At 72.5% G+C, this 13,944-nt stretch carries 14 protein-coding genes and 1 pseudogene; 9 read left to right on the plus strand and 6 right to left on the minus strand.

What is annotated here, in order from left to right:
* Positions 1–137: 137 nt before the first annotated feature.
* Positions 138–791: a class I SAM-dependent methyltransferase gene (locus OG202_RS40680; protein ID WP_328224780.1), complete on the minus strand. Its 654-nt coding sequence runs from the start codon at positions 789–791 to the stop codon at positions 138–140.
* A 371-nt stretch (positions 792–1,162) separates the two neighbouring features.
* On the opposite strand from OG202_RS40680, the gene OG202_RS40685 reads away from it, so the two are divergent.
* Complete coding sequence (locus tag OG202_RS40685) at positions 1,163–1,924, plus strand: GNAT family N-acetyltransferase (protein WP_328224385.1); 762 nt, start codon at positions 1,163–1,165, stop codon at positions 1,922–1,924.
* A gap of 928 nt (positions 1,925–2,852) precedes the next feature.
* Here OG202_RS40685 and OG202_RS40690 read toward each other — a convergent pair.
* Both OG202_RS40690 and OG202_RS40695 read right to left on the minus strand, forming a co-directional pair.
* Positions 2,853–3,089 (minus strand): hypothetical protein, encoded by a 237-nt coding sequence (locus OG202_RS40690; protein ID WP_327726874.1) that lies wholly within the window; start codon positions 3,087–3,089, stop codon positions 2,853–2,855.
* Positions 3,086–3,229 carry a hypothetical protein gene (locus tag OG202_RS40695; protein ID WP_327726873.1) on the minus strand — a complete coding sequence of 48 codons (144 nt, stop codon included), beginning with the start codon at positions 3,227–3,229 and terminating at the stop codon, positions 3,086–3,088. Before OG202_RS40695 ends, OG202_RS40690 begins: the two co-directional genes overlap by 4 nt.
* A 181-nt stretch (positions 3,230–3,410) precedes the next feature.
* Here OG202_RS40695 and OG202_RS40700 point away from each other — a divergent pair, with 181 nt between their 5' ends.
* Together OG202_RS40700 and OG202_RS40705 are read left to right on the plus strand one after the other, a co-directional pair.
* Positions 3,411–3,656, plus strand: coding sequence for a hypothetical protein (locus OG202_RS40700; RefSeq protein ID WP_405959937.1), 246 nt, complete (start codon positions 3,411–3,413; stop codon positions 3,654–3,656).
* Entirely contained in the window at positions 3,653–4,738 is a 1,086-nt protein-coding gene (locus tag OG202_RS40705) for a DNA helicase (protein WP_327726872.1), read from the plus strand. Before OG202_RS40700 ends, OG202_RS40705 begins: the two co-directional genes overlap by 4 nt.
* A gap of 258 nt (positions 4,739–4,996) precedes the next feature.
* On the opposite strand, the gene OG202_RS40710 is transcribed toward OG202_RS40705, so the two are convergent.
* On the minus strand, positions 4,997–6,007 hold the full coding sequence (locus tag OG202_RS40710) for a Gfo/Idh/MocA family protein (protein ID WP_327726871.1): 1,011 nt from the start codon (positions 6,005–6,007) through the stop codon (positions 4,997–4,999).
* 55 nt (positions 6,008–6,062) lie between these two features.
* Complete coding sequence (locus OG202_RS40715) at positions 6,063–6,824, minus strand: SDR family oxidoreductase (protein WP_327726870.1); 762 nt, start codon at positions 6,822–6,824, stop codon at positions 6,063–6,065.
* A 200-nt stretch (positions 6,825–7,024) separates the two neighbouring features.
* On the opposite strand from OG202_RS40715, the gene OG202_RS40720 reads away from it, so the two are divergent.
* Positions 7,025–8,065: a LacI family DNA-binding transcriptional regulator gene (locus tag OG202_RS40720; protein ID WP_328224386.1), complete on the plus strand. Its 1,041-nt coding sequence runs from the start codon at positions 7,025–7,027 to the stop codon at positions 8,063–8,065.
* Between the two features lie 169 nt (positions 8,066–8,234).
* Positions 8,235–8,493: pseudogene (locus OG202_RS40730) on the plus strand (zinc-binding dehydrogenase); the annotation flags it as partial.
* A gap of 98 nt (positions 8,494–8,591) precedes the next feature.
* On the opposite strand, the gene OG202_RS40735 reads toward OG202_RS40730, so the two are convergent.
* On the minus strand, positions 8,592–9,419 hold the full coding sequence (locus OG202_RS40735; protein WP_326574682.1) for a CDP-alcohol phosphatidyltransferase family protein: 828 nt from the start codon (positions 9,417–9,419) through the stop codon (positions 8,592–8,594).
* A gap of 106 nt (positions 9,420–9,525) precedes the next feature.
* On the opposite strand from OG202_RS40735, the gene OG202_RS40740 reads away from it, so the two are divergent.
* The 4 genes from OG202_RS40740 to OG202_RS40755 all read left to right on the plus strand — a co-directional run bounded on the left by OG202_RS40740 (position 9,526) and on the right by OG202_RS40755 (position 13,329).
* Positions 9,526–10,506 (plus strand): zinc-dependent alcohol dehydrogenase, encoded by a 981-nt coding sequence (locus OG202_RS40740; RefSeq protein WP_328224387.1) that lies wholly within the window; start codon positions 9,526–9,528, stop codon positions 10,504–10,506.
* Positions 10,507–10,673: 167 nt separating this feature from the next.
* The gene (locus OG202_RS40745; RefSeq protein ID WP_326574680.1) at positions 10,674–11,072 is read left to right on the plus strand and encodes a 6-pyruvoyl trahydropterin synthase family protein; all 399 of its coding nucleotides are present in this window, start codon (positions 10,674–10,676) and stop codon (positions 11,070–11,072) included.
* Positions 11,069–12,310, plus strand: coding sequence for a glycosyltransferase family 4 protein (locus OG202_RS40750; RefSeq protein ID WP_327726866.1), 1,242 nt, complete (start codon positions 11,069–11,071; stop codon positions 12,308–12,310). The genes OG202_RS40745 and OG202_RS40750 overlap by 4 nt, the downstream gene beginning before the upstream one ends.
* Positions 12,307–13,329 (plus strand): methyltransferase domain-containing protein, encoded by a 1,023-nt coding sequence (locus OG202_RS40755; RefSeq protein WP_326574678.1) that lies wholly within the window; start codon positions 12,307–12,309, stop codon positions 13,327–13,329. Before OG202_RS40750 ends, OG202_RS40755 begins: the two co-directional genes overlap by 4 nt.
* The last annotated feature ends 615 nt before the right edge of the window (positions 13,330–13,944 follow it).

Below are 13,944 nucleotides of genomic sequence, written 5' to 3' on the forward strand. Positions count from 1 at the left end.
ACACCGGGGTGAACGCTCGATCCTCGCCAAAGTCGGCTGGCTCAACTCCGCGCGCACGGTCAACTCCCGCGTTCCGTGGGCCATGAAGTGGCCCCGGTCGGCTACGGAGGATCCCGGCCGGGGCCGTGCCGCGACTGTCAGGCGCGGGCCTGGACGACGAGCGTGCCGATGTGCCCGGCTTTCGGGGCATCCACCACCGTCGCCTCAGCGGACGTGAAACCAGCCCGGAACAGGTGCCGCTCCCACACGGCGGGCTTGTAGCTGTACCGGTACGTGAACATGGCCTTCCCCGCGAACCCGCCCTTGTACATGCCCTGCGGCCCGTAGGCGCCCGGGATGGCCGGCGGCTGGGAGAACACGAAGACGCCGCCCGGGACGAGGTGCTTGTGGACGAGGGGGAAGAGGCGGGACGGGTCGGTGAACCAGGCCGCGCCGAAGATGGAGTACACGGCGTCGTACCGCCCCTCGTCGGCGGCGAGCCAATCGACGATCTCTCCCGGCTCGATCCGCACCCCGAGCGGCGCCCACTTCTCGCCCGCGAGCGCCACCATGCGCGGCGACAGGTCGACCCCGGTGGCCTTGACGCCTTGTTGTGCGAGGTGGGCGAGAGCGCGGCCGGTGCCGCATCCGATCTCGAGCACGGTCTCCGGGCTGCCGAGGAGTTCGGGACCGGGGCCGTGGCCGGCGTACTGGGTCCAGCAGAACGACGGCTCGGCGTCGTCCTTGAACGCGGACTCGGCGTACGCGTCCCACAGTTCGGTCTCGGCGGCGATGTCGTGCGGCACGGGCACAGCTGTTCCTCTGGTCGTCGGGATGCGGGAGCCCCCGCCCTCGGGGAGCCGTGAGGGCGGGGGCGACTGTAGTCGGGGCCAGTGGCTGTCGGGGACCTTGTCGTCGCACGGTGAGCAGTCCGTGCCGTCGATGGCCCACAGCTCCTCGTCGATCGCCCAGCCCTGGGAGCACCGTTTGTTTGTAAGCACCTGTTTGGTCTCCAGTGCACGGGGGTGAAGTGGCTCCGCGGAGTGAGAAGTTGATCTGGCTCCACTTGGCTGTCGGCGGCCACTTCACATTCCCCAGGTACGGCCAGATACGTGATCACAGTCGGTGATCGATGAGGGCTGGGTCACAGCGGGCCTCCGAGAACGCCTGGTAAGCACGGCGTATGGAGGAACTTGCACGGCTCAGCGATATCGAGCAGGCCGCAGCCGGCGATGGACATCCGGTCTGGGCCGCCCAGGGACAAGGCGGTGACGGCCTGGGGCCGGGGGTACGGGCCTGGTGCCACGGCGCGGCGCTGGCGGTGGCGAGCCCGAACCCTCAACAGGACCGGCTTGCGGTCAAGGGCGACGGCACCGACGTGGCCGTGTTGGTGCGGCGGATCCTGGAGGAGATCGGCCCGTCCTACCGAGTCCTGGGGGAAGCTGCCTTGATCGATGCGCTGGTGCGGCAGCTGCCCAACCTGGCGCCGGTCCACAACTTCTTCTGGATGGAGGCCACGTCCCCATCCGGTGCCGCCGCCGCAGGCGTGCGATGGCTGAACGCCCACGAGGAGAAGGAGGCGACCTCGCTGTTCGACCGCTTCTTCCCTGACTCCTACGCGCAGCCGGGACGCGCGGGCATGCGCCGCTGGGCCGGGGTCGTCGGCGAGGTGGACAGCAGCGTCGGGGCGGAGCCGCTAGCGGTGGCGGCGGACGCGTGGTCCGCGGCCGGGTGCGGGTTCATGGGCGGGGTGGTCACCCACCCCGCCGCCCGCGGACGCGGTCTTGCGCGGGCCGTGTCCGGCTTCGTCGTGGACGCCCTCGTCAACCAGCACGGCCGCGCCGCGCTCATGGTGCTCACCGGTAACGCGCCGGCCATCGCCACGTATGAACGCCTCGGCATGGCCAAGCGCCTGTTCGGGGCGGCGCACATCGTGGCCCGGTGAGGCCAGGGCTCCACCTGGCAAGCCAACGCCAGCCCGCTCACGCGGAGTGATCACTGGCGGCCAGATAACCGTCCCGGCCAGCGGAACCACCCGATCGAAGTGGGGCCGAATCACCTTGCTACAGGGGCGCGAACACCCTCCCCGCACGCCCCCTCGAGCCTGCCCATGGAGCCAAAGGAACTCGGTGCAGCGGAGCCCAAAGAAGTGCTTAGAGACACCGTTTGCGGACAACCGTGCCCTGATCCAAGTGGACCTGCAGGGACCGCTCCACGCGATCAAGAACGTCGTCAACCAGTTCAACCCGCAAGTCGACGGCACGCGCCGAAGGTACCGAGAGCGTCATACGGGCGACCGTAGCAACGGGACAGCCGGCAGCGGGCCATCCCGGCCACAACCACGGTCCTCGCGGGCCTGTGCACTGTGGTTCCTTGCTCTGGCCGGGCAGCACACGGCCCCCAGAGCCGAGTTGAGCTCTGGGGGCCGTGGCCCGTGCCCCCTCAGCCGAACGGCCGGCCGGGGCTACTTGGCGTGCCTCGCGGGTGGGCGCCGTCCACGGGCCGTCTGCGGGAGCCGCTACCGGCCGAGTGGACCGTGGCCGGTCCGGCAGCGCGGGCAGCGGCACGGGGGCCACACGAGGGACACCGGCTGGAGCGTGGCTGTGCCGGGGGCGTACGCAGTCGCAGCCACGCTGACCCGGCGCCCGTCGTCATCGAGGCGGTAGGTGCTGATGGTTATGCGGGACTTGCCCGGTTCGGGAGGGGTTCCGGCCTTCACCGTTCATCCCCCGACGTGTGGCAGGGGGCGTGCAGTGCCGCATCGGCAGGAAGCCGACCGCCCCGGGCCGGAACACGTCCGTCACGCGTCTGACGGCACGCTTCGTGCACCGGGCCGTGGCCGAGGGGCGGGACTCTCACCGTGTGCCCGCGGCTCACCGCTCGCCACCGCCGCGGTGGGACGCGGGCGGCAGCGACAGGACATCAGGCACGGGCGGGAAGTGCGGGGCGCAGTCCCGGCACGCGTACACCGTGAAGCCGGGACCGGAACCCTGGTGCACCTCGGAGACGACGACCGGCGTTTCGGTGATCGCACAGCAGCGCACACACATACGCACGGGCACGCGCGTCCCACCCGGGACGGTCTCGGGGCGCTCGCTCCGCTCGCTCATCGGGCCACCGCCTCAGCGCCGACCACATGCCGGTCAAGGTCGATGCCGAAGTCGGCGGCCATGACCATGACGACACGGCGCTGCTGCTGCCGTGCCCGCTCACCCTCCCGCTCAGCGAGAACGACATACGGTCGGACCACGGTCGTCGCCTCGCCGGGCAACGGCTCTTCGAGGCCGTACGGCGACCGCCGCACCGGAGGCCAAGGCGCAGGCGGGCGGGGCGTCTCCGGCATACGCGCGGGGGTTAGGCAGACGGCGCGCCCGGCCGCGCGGCGCCTGCCCGTGCCGGGCGCGAACACACCGGCCGAGACGCTGCTGCGGATGACGGAGGCCGCCGCCTGGTGCTCGGCCGACCCACTGTGCGCCGAACACACAGGTCAGGGATTCGGCAACCTCAACCGGGCGGCCTGCCACGCCTGTGCCCTGCTGCCCGAGACCAGCTGTGAGACCGGCAACACCCTCCTCGACCGTGCCCTCGTCGTCGGCGGCGAACACGTGCCGGGCTACCTGGAGTCCATCGTCGCCGCTGCCCGTTCCGCAGCCGCCGACGCCCTGGAGGAGACATGACACTCACCTACCTCGACCTCACCACGGAGCAGCGCTCCAGCCTCGACGGACTGCCCTTCGACGGTCATCACCTGATCAGCGGCCCGCCCGGCAGCGGCAAGAGTCTCCTGGCGGTCCAACGGGCCGTCATGCTCGCCCTCACCGGCACCCCGACGGTGCTGCTGACCTACTCGAATCTCCTGCGCCAGTCACTGGCCGGGGCCGTGCACACGCTGGGCCCGGCGGACCGAAGCGTGCGCGTGAGGACCGCGCACACCTGGCTCGCCGAGTGGTACGGCGGCACGCCCCCGAAGAGCGACGACGGATGGTTCGACTGGCCCGCGCTCTTCGAACGAGTCGTGGAGGGCGGGCCGGTCCCGGGACTCACCCTGGTCGTGGACGAGGGCCAGGACCTGCCGCCCGAGTTCTATCGCCTGTGCCGACTCCTGGGAGCACGGATGACGGTGTACGCGGACGAGTGCCAGCGGTTGGCCGACACGAACTCCACACTCGCCGAGATCGCCGGGCGCCTCGGCCGGTGCGGCCGGTACCAGATCGATGGCAACCATCGCAACACGTACCAGATCGCGTCTCTCGCGGCCCACTTCCACACGGGAGCCGGCTCCCCTCCGCTTCCCGACCGGCAGGGACCCCCGCCGAGACTTCATCACCTGCCCGAACGAGGCGCCGCCGACCTGCTGGTCCTGCTGGCGGAAAGGCATCCGGGACGGAGCATCGGCGTCATCGTCCACTCGAAGCACACCCAGTTCTCGTTGCTCGGCACCCTGAAGCGCAGAGCACCGCGGCTCAAACCGCAGCTGTACACCTCCGATGCGAGGGACGGCCGTTACCGCACGCTGGACCTCGGCCGTCCCGGCATCGTGCTCGTCCACCGCAGGAGCGCCAAAGGGCTGGGGTTCGACACGGTGGTCATCCCCGACACGCACGCCGACTCGGCAGCCGATCCCACGTCGGCCGCGCTGCGCATGACCTACTACGTGCTTGCCACACGTGCGCGCAGCGAACTCCATCTCGCGTACGAAGGGGATGTGGAACCGCCCTTGATGGCGCAAGTGGGGTCGGGTGTGTTGTTGCGTGGGTGACGGACCCATCGGGAAGTCCTCGCCCGGCGGTGGAATGTGGAGAACCGCTGTGCGGAGTTATGGGGCCTGGGCCCGTGCCGCACCATGGTGAGCGGCGACCCTGCCCGACCTGGCCCGGGCTTCGGGGGCGCCGCCCGCTTGGAGCGATGCTCGTAGTACCCGCCCACCCCTGCCGCGAGCCCTCTCCCTGCCGCGAGCCCTCTCCCTGCAGGGAGAGGGCTCGCGGCAGGGGTGCGTCGAGGCGTGCTCGGCCCGTGCCTAGGCGGCCGCCCCCCGCACCTCGTCCAGCCGCACCGGCCGGTGCTCCGCCACCGACAGGGTCGCCGCCTCGGCGATCCAGCTGGCCTCCAGGGCGTCGGCGACCGTGCAGGGGGAGGTGCGGGTGCCGGCGACGACCTCGGTGAACGCGGTGAGTTCGGCGCGGTAGGCGGGGGCGAATCGGTCCATGAAGAAGGTGTGCGGGGGACCGGCGGGGAAGGTCACGCCCGGCTCGGCGGAGCGCAGCGGGAGCTGGGTGTCGAGGCCGGCGGCGATGCTGTCCTTCATGCCGTGGACCTCCAGACGGACGTCGTAACCCCGGGCGTTGTGGCGGGTGTTGGAGATGACGCCGATGGTGCCGTCGTCGAAGGTGAGGAGCGCGGACGCGGTGTCGACGTCACCCGCCTCCTTGATGTACTCCGCACCCTTGTTGCCGCCCGTCGCGTACACCTCGACGACCTCGCGGCCCGTCACCCAGCGCACCACGTCGAAGTCGTGCACCGCGCAGTCCCGGAAGATGCCGCCCGACACCGCGACATAGGCCGCCGGCGGCGGGGCGGGGTCGAGGGTGGTCGACCGTACGGTGTGCAGCGCGCCCAGCTCACCGCTGAGGACGGCCTCGCGGGCGGCCACACAGCCGGCGTCGAAGCGGCGGTTGAAGCCGATCTGGGCCTCGATGCCACTGTCGCGCACGGCACGCAGCACGGTGAGGCTCTCCTCCACCGTCTTCGCCACCGGCTTCTCGCAGAACACCGGGATGCCCGCCTCGACGGCGGCCAGGATCAGTCCCGGATGCGCGTCGGTGGCGGCGGTGATCACGACCCCGTCGATGCCGGAGGCGAAGACGGCCTCGGGCGAGTCGGCCACGGTGGCGCCGTACTTCTCGGCGGCGGAGGCGGCGGCCGCGGCCAGCGGGTCGGAGACCACCAGCTGTTCCACGACGTCCAGCCCGGCGAGAGTCCCGGCGTGGAAGGCGCCGATGCGGCCCAGCCCCAGGATGCCAATGCGCATGACGAGTGTCCCTTTCGAAAGTGCAGATGAACCAGGTTGACAGGCAGGTCAGTGGTCAGTCCGAGGCGCCGACGACGTTCTGGTCCCAGTCGATCACCGAACCGGTGACCACGCCGCTGCGGTCGGACAGGAGGAAGACCACGAAGTCGGCGATCTCGTCGACCTGGCCGAGCTTGCCCATCGGGAGGCCCGCGGCGGCCCGTTCCCGCCAGTCGTCGTCCGCGTCGTGGAACTCGCGCTGGATCGCGTCCTCGCCCTCGGTCTCCGTCCAGCCGATGTTGAGGTCGTTGATCCGGACGCGGTCCCAGCGGTGGGCGTGGGCGGCGTTGCGGGTGAGTCCCGCGAGGCCGGCCTTCGCGGCGGAGTACGGGGCCAGGTGCGGCGGGCCGCCGTGCGCGCAGTTCGAGCCGATGTTGACGATCGTGCCGGGCGCCGTGCGGGACACCAGGTGCTCGACCACGGCCTGCATGGCGAAGAAGGGGGCGCGCAGGTTGATCGCGATGTGCGCGTCGAACAGTTCGGGCGAGGTGTCGAGGAGCGAGCCGCGTGAGGTCAGGCCGGCCGCGTTGACGAGGCTGTCGACCCGGCCGTGTGCGGCGATCACCCGCTCCACGGCGCCGCGCACCTGCGCCGGGTCCGTCAGGTCCGCTTGGACGAACGTCGCGCCGGTGTCCGCCGCGAGCCGCTCGCCGACCTCGGCTCGGCGGCCGGTGAAGGCGACGGTCGCGCCCTCGCGCAGGGCCGCCCGGACGACGCCCGCGCCGACGCCCTGGCTGCCGCCGTTGACGAGGACGACTTTGTCCTCCAGTAGTGCCATGGGTTTTTCCTTTCGATCGGCTCCGGCGGGTCGTGCCGGGGCCTGTGGCGGGCTGGGCGTAGGGCCTTTCATGGCTTCCACAGCGCCTCCGCCTCTGTCAGTCTTGGGGCGCGGGGCCCCTCGTACAACCCGCAGCGGACCATCAAAAACCCATCATCCGGTTAGCCGTCGCCCACCATCGAGATCCAGGACACATCGCCATGGCGCACCCCTACACGATCCGGGAGATCGCCCGGCAGGCCGGGCTGAGCCAGGCCACGGTCGACCGGGTCCTCAACGGCCGGGGCGGGGTGCGGGAGAGCACCGCCCGTGAGGTGCACCAGGCCGTCAAGGACCTGGACCGGCAGCGGACGCAGGTGCGCATCGGCGGCCGTACGTTCATGGTCGACATCGTGATGCAGACCCCGGAACGCTTCTCCACGGCGGTCCGGGAGGCGCTGCAGGCCGAGCTGCCGTCCCTGCACCCGGCGGTCGTGCGGTCCCGCTTCCACTTCCGGGAGACCGGGTCCGCCTCGGAGATGGTGAGGGTGCTCGACCGGATCGGGCGGCGCGGCTCGCAGGGCGTGATCCTCAAGGCGCCGGACGTCCCGGAGGTCACCGCCGCCGTCGAACGGCTGGTCGCGGCCGGGGTCCCGGTGGTCACCTACGTGACGGACCTGCCGAACAGCCCGCGCGGCGCGTACGTCGGCATCGACAACCGGGCCGCCGGGGCGACCGCCGCGTATCTGCTCCGGCAGTGGCTGGGCGACCGGCCGGGCGCCGTCCTGGTGACGATAAGCCGCAGTTTCTACCGCAACGAGGAGGAGCGCGAGATGGGCTTCCGCGGGGTGATGCGGGCGGTCGCGCCGGGGCGGACGCTCGTCGAGGTCACCGACAGCGACGGCCTCGACGCCACGCAGCGGGACCTCGTCCTCGACGCGCTGAAGCGGGAGCCGGGGATCGCCGCCGTCTACTCCATCGGCGGCGGCAACACCGCGACACTCGACGCCTTCGCCGCGCTCGGCCGCGCGCCGCACGTCTTCGTCGCCCACGACCTCGACCACGACAACACCCGGCTGCTGCGCGAACACCGGCTCTCCGCCGTGCTCCACCACGACCTCCGGCAGGACGTGCGCCGCGCCTGCCAGGCCATCATGCGCGCCCGCCAGGCCCTCCCCGACGAGGGCCCGTTCCTGCCGTCGGCGATCCAGGTGGTGACGCCGTACAACATGCCACCGGGGGCCGGGGCCGTCACCCCCTAGCCGGGGAGGGCACGTCGGCCGCCGCGCGGCACGTACGCCGCTACGTCGGCGGTCGTACTCCGGTTGCCGCGTGCAGGTGTTTGCGCAGGGACGTGCCCGTGGCGGAGCCGAGGTGGCCGGCGATCTCGTCGAACGGGAGGTCGGTGGAGTCCAGGAGGTGGCGGTGGGCGTCCTGATCCACACCGCCGCCGGGGGAGTGGGGACACCTCGCCCTGCAGATCGCCCAGGCGCGCGGCGCGTACGTCATCGGCACCGTCGGCATGAGCAAGCACGAGCTGCCGCGTGAGCCGGGCGCGGACGAGCTGATCGACTACCGGAGCACCGACTTCGCGGTGGTCGACGGGACCTTCCCGCTCGCGGAGGTGGCCGAGGCGCACGCCCACGGGGAGACCGGCTGCCGGACGACCGGGAGGGTCGTCCTCACCGTTCGCCGCGTCCCTGCCGCGCTTCCTCTGGTCGTGGGGCCCCTGAGCCGGGCCCCGCGCCGGATCGGCTCGCGGCGGGCGGGCGCCGCCGGCAGAGACGGTCAGCTCGTGACGAGCTCGGCCGTCCGGCGCTCGGCGGGGGCCTCCACGGACACGGACACGGCGACGGTCACCGTCTCGGTCACGGTCGCCGGGGCCGTCGTCAGCGCGTCCCGGCCCTCCCGGTTGCGGAACAGCCAGGCGATGTCCCGCCCGAACGACCAGAGCAGCGAGCCCAGCGCCAGCGCGACCAGGCCGAAGCCCGCCGCGTACGGCAGCAGACCGGAGGCGGCGACCAGCAGGAAGACACCCTGGACCGCGGCGACCGTCTTGCGGGCCATGCTGTGCGGGAGGGAGTTGTTGAGCCACGGCATGACCTTGGCGGCGACGACGAAGACGTACCGCATGAGACCGATCAGCAGCACCCACGGACCCATCGACATGGAGACGTACACGCTCAGCACCAGGATCAGGAACGCGTCGACCTCCATGTCGAAGCGGGCGCCCAGCGCGGTCGAGGTGTTCGTGCGCCGGGCCACCTTGCCGTCGACACCGTCGAGGATCAGGGCCACGGCGGTCAGGCCGACGAAGAGCGAGACGGGCGGCGAGCTCTCGAAGGAGTCGGCCACCAGGGCGGTGACGGCGCCGACGAGTATCGCCCGCCCGAGGGTGACGCGGTTGGCGGGGCCGAAGGTGCGGGTCCGGGTGCGCAGCAGCGCGCGGTTGAGGACGGCCCAGGTGGCGAGCCCGAAGGCCAGCCCGGTCAGCCAGCCCGCCGGGCCCAGTCCGATCGCCGTTCCCAGGTAGGCGAGGAGCAGCACCTGGGCACCCGCGCCCACCGTCGTCTCCGACAGCAACAGTCGGCCGTCGTATGTGTTGATCAGGGCCACCGCATACCTTCCGAACGTGTGACAAGTGGATCATCGCCGCGTACCGTGTCCGCGACTCCCACCGCTGCGTACGTGGCGAACCGCTCGACCGTTCACGGAGACGCACATGAAACCGACAGCCAAGGCCTTCTGGCTACGCGCCCCGGGGCAGGGCGAGATCCGTGCGGAGACCCTCGCCGCACCCGCCGAGGACGAGGTGCTCGTCCGCGCGCTGTACTCAGGAGTCAGCCGGGGCACCGAGACGCTCGTGTTCCGCGGCCACGTGCCCGAGAACCAGCACGCGACCATGCGCGCGCCCTTCCAGGAGGGTGATTTCCCCGCTCCCGTGAAGTACGGCTATCTCAGCGTGGGGCGGGTGGAAGAGGGGCCGGACGCACTGGTCGGCAGGACCGTCTTCTGCCTGTATCCGCACCAGAGCCGCTACGTCGTTCCCGTGAGCGCCGTCACCGTCGTGCCCGAGTCCGTGCCGGCGGCGCGGGCCGTTCTGGCCGGGACCGTCGAGACCGCCGTCAACGCCCTGTGGGACGCGGCTCCGCTCGTCGGGGACCGGATCGCCGTCGTCGGCGGCGGCATGGTCGGCTGCTCGGTCGCCGCGCTGCTCGCCCGCTACCCCGGCGTGCGGGTCCAGCTCGTCGACGCCGACCCGGCGCGCGCCGACATCGCCCGCGCGCTCGGCGTCGACTTCGCGCTGCCCGAGGAGGCGCTGGGGGAGTGCGACCTCGTCGTGCACGCCAGCGCCAGCGAGCAGGGACTCGCACGCTCCCTCGAACTCCTCGCCGCCGAGGGCACGGTCATCGAGCTGAGCTGGTACGGCGACCGCCGGGTCGCCCTGCCGCTCGGCGAGGCCTTCCACTCACGCCGGCTCACCATCCGCAGCAGCCAGGTCGGAACCGTCTCCCCGGCCGGACGCGTCGGACGTACGTACGCGGACCGGTTGGCGCTCGCCCTGGAACTCCTCGCCGACGCCCGCTTCGACGCGCTCGTCACCGGAGAGTCCGCCTTCGAGGAACTCCCGGACATCATGCCGAAGCTCGCCGGCGGAGAGCTGCCGGGGATGTGCCACCGGGTGCGCTACGACGCCGAGTGAGCCAGAGGTCGAGCGTTCCGGTCGCCCCACCCGCCCCTGAACTGCCCGAACGGAACGCTGACCTCCGAAGAAACCGGAAAACTCGGCTGAACAACGGGTAGGGAGCAGCCGTACTACACGGCATGCCCCGGCCCGGGGGCAGACGCACCGCACTGGAGGGTCGTCCGTTGTTCAGCATCACCGTCCGCGATCACATCATGATCGCCCACAGCTTCCGCGGGGAGGTCTTCGGACCCGCGCAGCGCCTTCACGGCGCCACCTTCCTCGTGGACGCCACCTTCCGGCGCGCCGAACTGGACGACGACAACATCGTCGTAGACATCGGGCTGGCCACGCAGGAGCTCGGTGCCGTGGTGAGCGAGTTGAACTACCGCAACCTCGACAACGAGCCCGACTTCGCCCACACCAACACCTCGACCGAGTTCCTGGCCAAGGTGATCGCCGACCGCCTCGCCGAGCGGATCCACAAGGGCGCCCTGGGGGAGAACGCCAAGGGCATCGCGGCACTCACGGTCACCCTGCACGAGTCGCACATCGCCTGGGCGAGTTATGAGCGTGCCCTGTGACCGACGTGACCATCGACCGGGCGGCCGTCGGCACCGCCCAGGCATACGGCAGCGCTGTCCAGGCAGACGGGGGAGAGCAAGTGAGGCTCGGCTATGTGCCCGTGCAGAACGCGGCGCTGAAGAACGCCGCGATCATCCCCATGTCGCTGCGTTCCGTGCACTTCGTGATGCCGGGCGGCGTCGACGACCTGGCCCGCCCCAGCGGCGGCAACGCCTACGACCGGCGGATCTGCCTCGACCTGCCCGGCTTCGGCTGGCAGGTGCACAAGCACGCCATCGACGGCAGCTGGCCCAGCCCGTCCGAGACGGCCCGCGCCGAACTCGCCCGTACGCTGCGCGAATTCCCCGACGGCACGGTCGTCCTGCTCGACGGCCTGGTCGCCTGCGGCGTCCCCGAGATCATCCTCCCCGAGGCCGAGCGCCTCTGCCTGGCCGTGCTGGTGCATCTGCCGCTCGGTGACGAGACGGGCCTGGAGCCCGAACTCGCCGCCGAACTCGACGCCAAGGAGCGCACGACCCTGCGGGGTGTGTCCGCCGTGATCGCGACCAGCGACTGGGCGGTCCGCAGACTCGTGTCCCACCACGGGCTCGCCCCCGAGCGGGTCCATGTCGCCGCCCCCGGCGCCGACATCGCGCCCCTCGCCTCCGGCACCGACGGCGTCTCCCGGCTGCTGTGCGTGGCCGCCGTCACCCCGCGCAAGGGGCAGCACCGGCTGGTCGAGGCCCTCGCGACCGTCACCGAACTGCGCTGGAGCTGCGTGCTGGTGGGCGGCCTCGACCAGGAGCCCGAGTACGTCGACCACATCCGCACGCTGATCGCGAAGTTCGGCCTGGAGGACCGCTTCCACCTCGCCGGACCGCAGGCGGGCGCGGAACTCGACGCGAGCTACGCCGCCGCCGACCTCATGGTCCTCACGTCCTACGCCGAGACGTACGGCATGGCCGTCACCGAGGCCCTCGCGCGTGGAATCCCCGTCCTGGCCACGGATGTCGGCGGTCTCCCCGAGGCCGTCGGCCGCGCCCCCGACGGTGGCGTCCCCGGCATCCTCGTACCGCCGGAGAACCCCGCGGCCATCGCGGCGGAGCTGCGCGGCTGGTTCGGGGAGGCCGACGTACGGCGTCGGCTGAAGGCGGCCGCGCGCGGGCGCCGGGCCGCGCTGGACGGGTGGGCGACCACGGCCCGCAGCCTCGCCCATGTCCTGGGCCGGCTGCGGCACGAACCTCGGAGGGCCGCATGACCACTTCTGCCGATATGACCACAGCCGCGGGCGGACCCCGGTCCCAGGGGGCGACCGCTTCGGCGGGTGCGTCCGCGGCCGCCGGGCCGACGGGTTCCGCCGGCGCGTCCGGCACCGGCGGGGCCGCGGCCGTTCCCGGGGCGGCGCTGAGCATGGCGGGGCGCGGGGGCGGGACGCCGGAGCCCGAGGGGCATCAGTACGCGCCGCAGTGGCTGGAGTTGCGCGAGAGCGCCGACGCCGACGCGCGGGCGGTGGACCTGCTCGACCCCCTGCGGATACGCCTCGCGAACCTGCCCGGTCGAGCCACCGCGCTGACCGTCCACGACCTTGGCTGCGGGACCGGCTCGATGGGCCGCTGGCTCGCGCCCCGGCTGGACGGTGCCCAGCGGTGGGTCCTGCACGACCAGGACCCGAATTTGCTGCGCCTGGCCGCCGCGCGGGCGCCCCGCGCCGCCGCCGACGGCAGCCCCGTCACGGTCACCACGCGGCGCGGCGACATCGGGCGGCTGACGGCGGACGACCTCGCGGGTGCGTCGCTGGTCACCGCGTCCGCGCTGCTCGACGTCCTCACCCGCGAGGAGATCGAGGCGCTCGCCGCGGCCTGCGCGGGCGCCGGTGTTCCCGCCCTGCTGACGCTGTCGGTCGTGGGCCGCGTGGACCTCGTCCCCGCCCACCCCCTGGACGCCGAACTGGCCGAGGCGTTCAACGCCCACCAGCGCGCGAGTGATCTGCTCGGCCCGGACGCGATCACCATGGCCTGCGAGGCCTTCGCCCAGCAGGGCGCCACGGTCCGGGTCCACCCGAGTCCCTGGCAGCTCGACGCCCGGCACACCGCCCTCACCGAGGAGTGGCTGCGCGGCTGGGTCGGCGCCGCGTGTGAACAGCGCCCCGACCTCGCCGAGCGCGCCGACGCCTACCTCCGCGACCGTCTCCGGGCATGCGCGGCCGGCGAACTCCGCGTCGTCGTCCACCACAGCGACCTCCTGGCTCTGCCCCGGCCCAGGGGCGGAGCCTCATGACGGCGCCGGTGGAGGAGACGGTCGAAACCCACCCGCCGACGACGGGGGACCGCGTACGGGTACGCCCGCGCGGAGTCCGAGCCCGCGTGCAGGCGAGCGCGCCCGGGACCCGGGCGAGGGTGCGCGCGATCACGTCCGGCGCGGGCCCGCGGGAACTGCCGGCCGCCGTGGCGGCACCGGGCGGGGACCTGCGCGAGTCGGCCTCGGACGCGGGTGGCGAAGTGGCCTCCGCCACCGCGGACCGTCGTATGCCGTCGGCGGAGGCCACCGGCTCGGACGGCGCCGCCGACGCGACCACGCCGGCCCGCGGTGCGGCCTCGGTGGCGGTCGGCTCGCACGCCGCTTCCGACACGGTCACGCCCGCCCGCCCCACGGCCCCGGCGGAGAACGTCCCGGCGGAGAACGTCCCGGCCGGGAGCGGCTCGGACGTGACGTCCGCGAAGTCCCGGTCCGGCGGCCGGAGCCGCGTCGAGGCCGACGCGGTGCCCCGCGAGGCGACGGCCCGTGCGACCGCGAGCGTGGCCCCGCACGGGGCCCCGGCGGTGTCCGCCGTGACGCCGGGCGTCACCGCACCGGAGACCCCCGCCGCGTCCCGCCCCCGCTCCGGGTTCACCC

Source organism: Streptomyces sp. NBC_00310, from assembly GCF_036208085.1.
Taxonomy (GTDB): domain Bacteria; phylum Actinomycetota; class Actinomycetes; order Streptomycetales; family Streptomycetaceae; genus Streptomyces.

Bases quoted from the DNA above. Each gene is read 5' to 3' on its own strand.
- OG202_RS40685 (WP_328224385.1), top strand. From the start codon at position 1,163: ATGGAGGAACTTGCACGGCTCAGCGATATCGAGCAGGCCGCAGCCGGC.
- OG202_RS40715 (WP_327726870.1), bottom strand. From the start codon at position 6,824: ATGGCACTACTGGAGGACAAAGTCGTCCTCGTCAACGGCGGCAGCCAG.
- OG202_RS40755 (WP_326574678.1), top strand. From the start codon at position 12,307: ATGACCACTTCTGCCGATATGACCACAGCCGCGGGCGGACCCCGGTCC.
- OG202_RS40700 (WP_405959937.1), top strand. From the start codon at position 3,411: ATGACGGAGGCCGCCGCCTGGTGCTCGGCCGACCCACTGTGCGCCGAA.
- OG202_RS40690 (WP_327726874.1), bottom strand. From the start codon at position 3,089: ATGAGCGAGCGGAGCGAGCGCCCCGAGACCGTCCCGGGTGGGACGCGC.
- OG202_RS40705 (WP_327726872.1), top strand. From the start codon at position 3,653: ATGACACTCACCTACCTCGACCTCACCACGGAGCAGCGCTCCAGCCTC.
- OG202_RS40710 (WP_327726871.1), bottom strand. From the start codon at position 6,007: ATGCGCATTGGCATCCTGGGGCTGGGCCGCATCGGCGCCTTCCACGCC.
- OG202_RS40720 (WP_328224386.1), top strand. From the start codon at position 7,025: ATGGCGCACCCCTACACGATCCGGGAGATCGCCCGGCAGGCCGGGCTG.
- OG202_RS40740 (WP_328224387.1), top strand. From the start codon at position 9,526: ATGAAACCGACAGCCAAGGCCTTCTGGCTACGCGCCCCGGGGCAGGGC.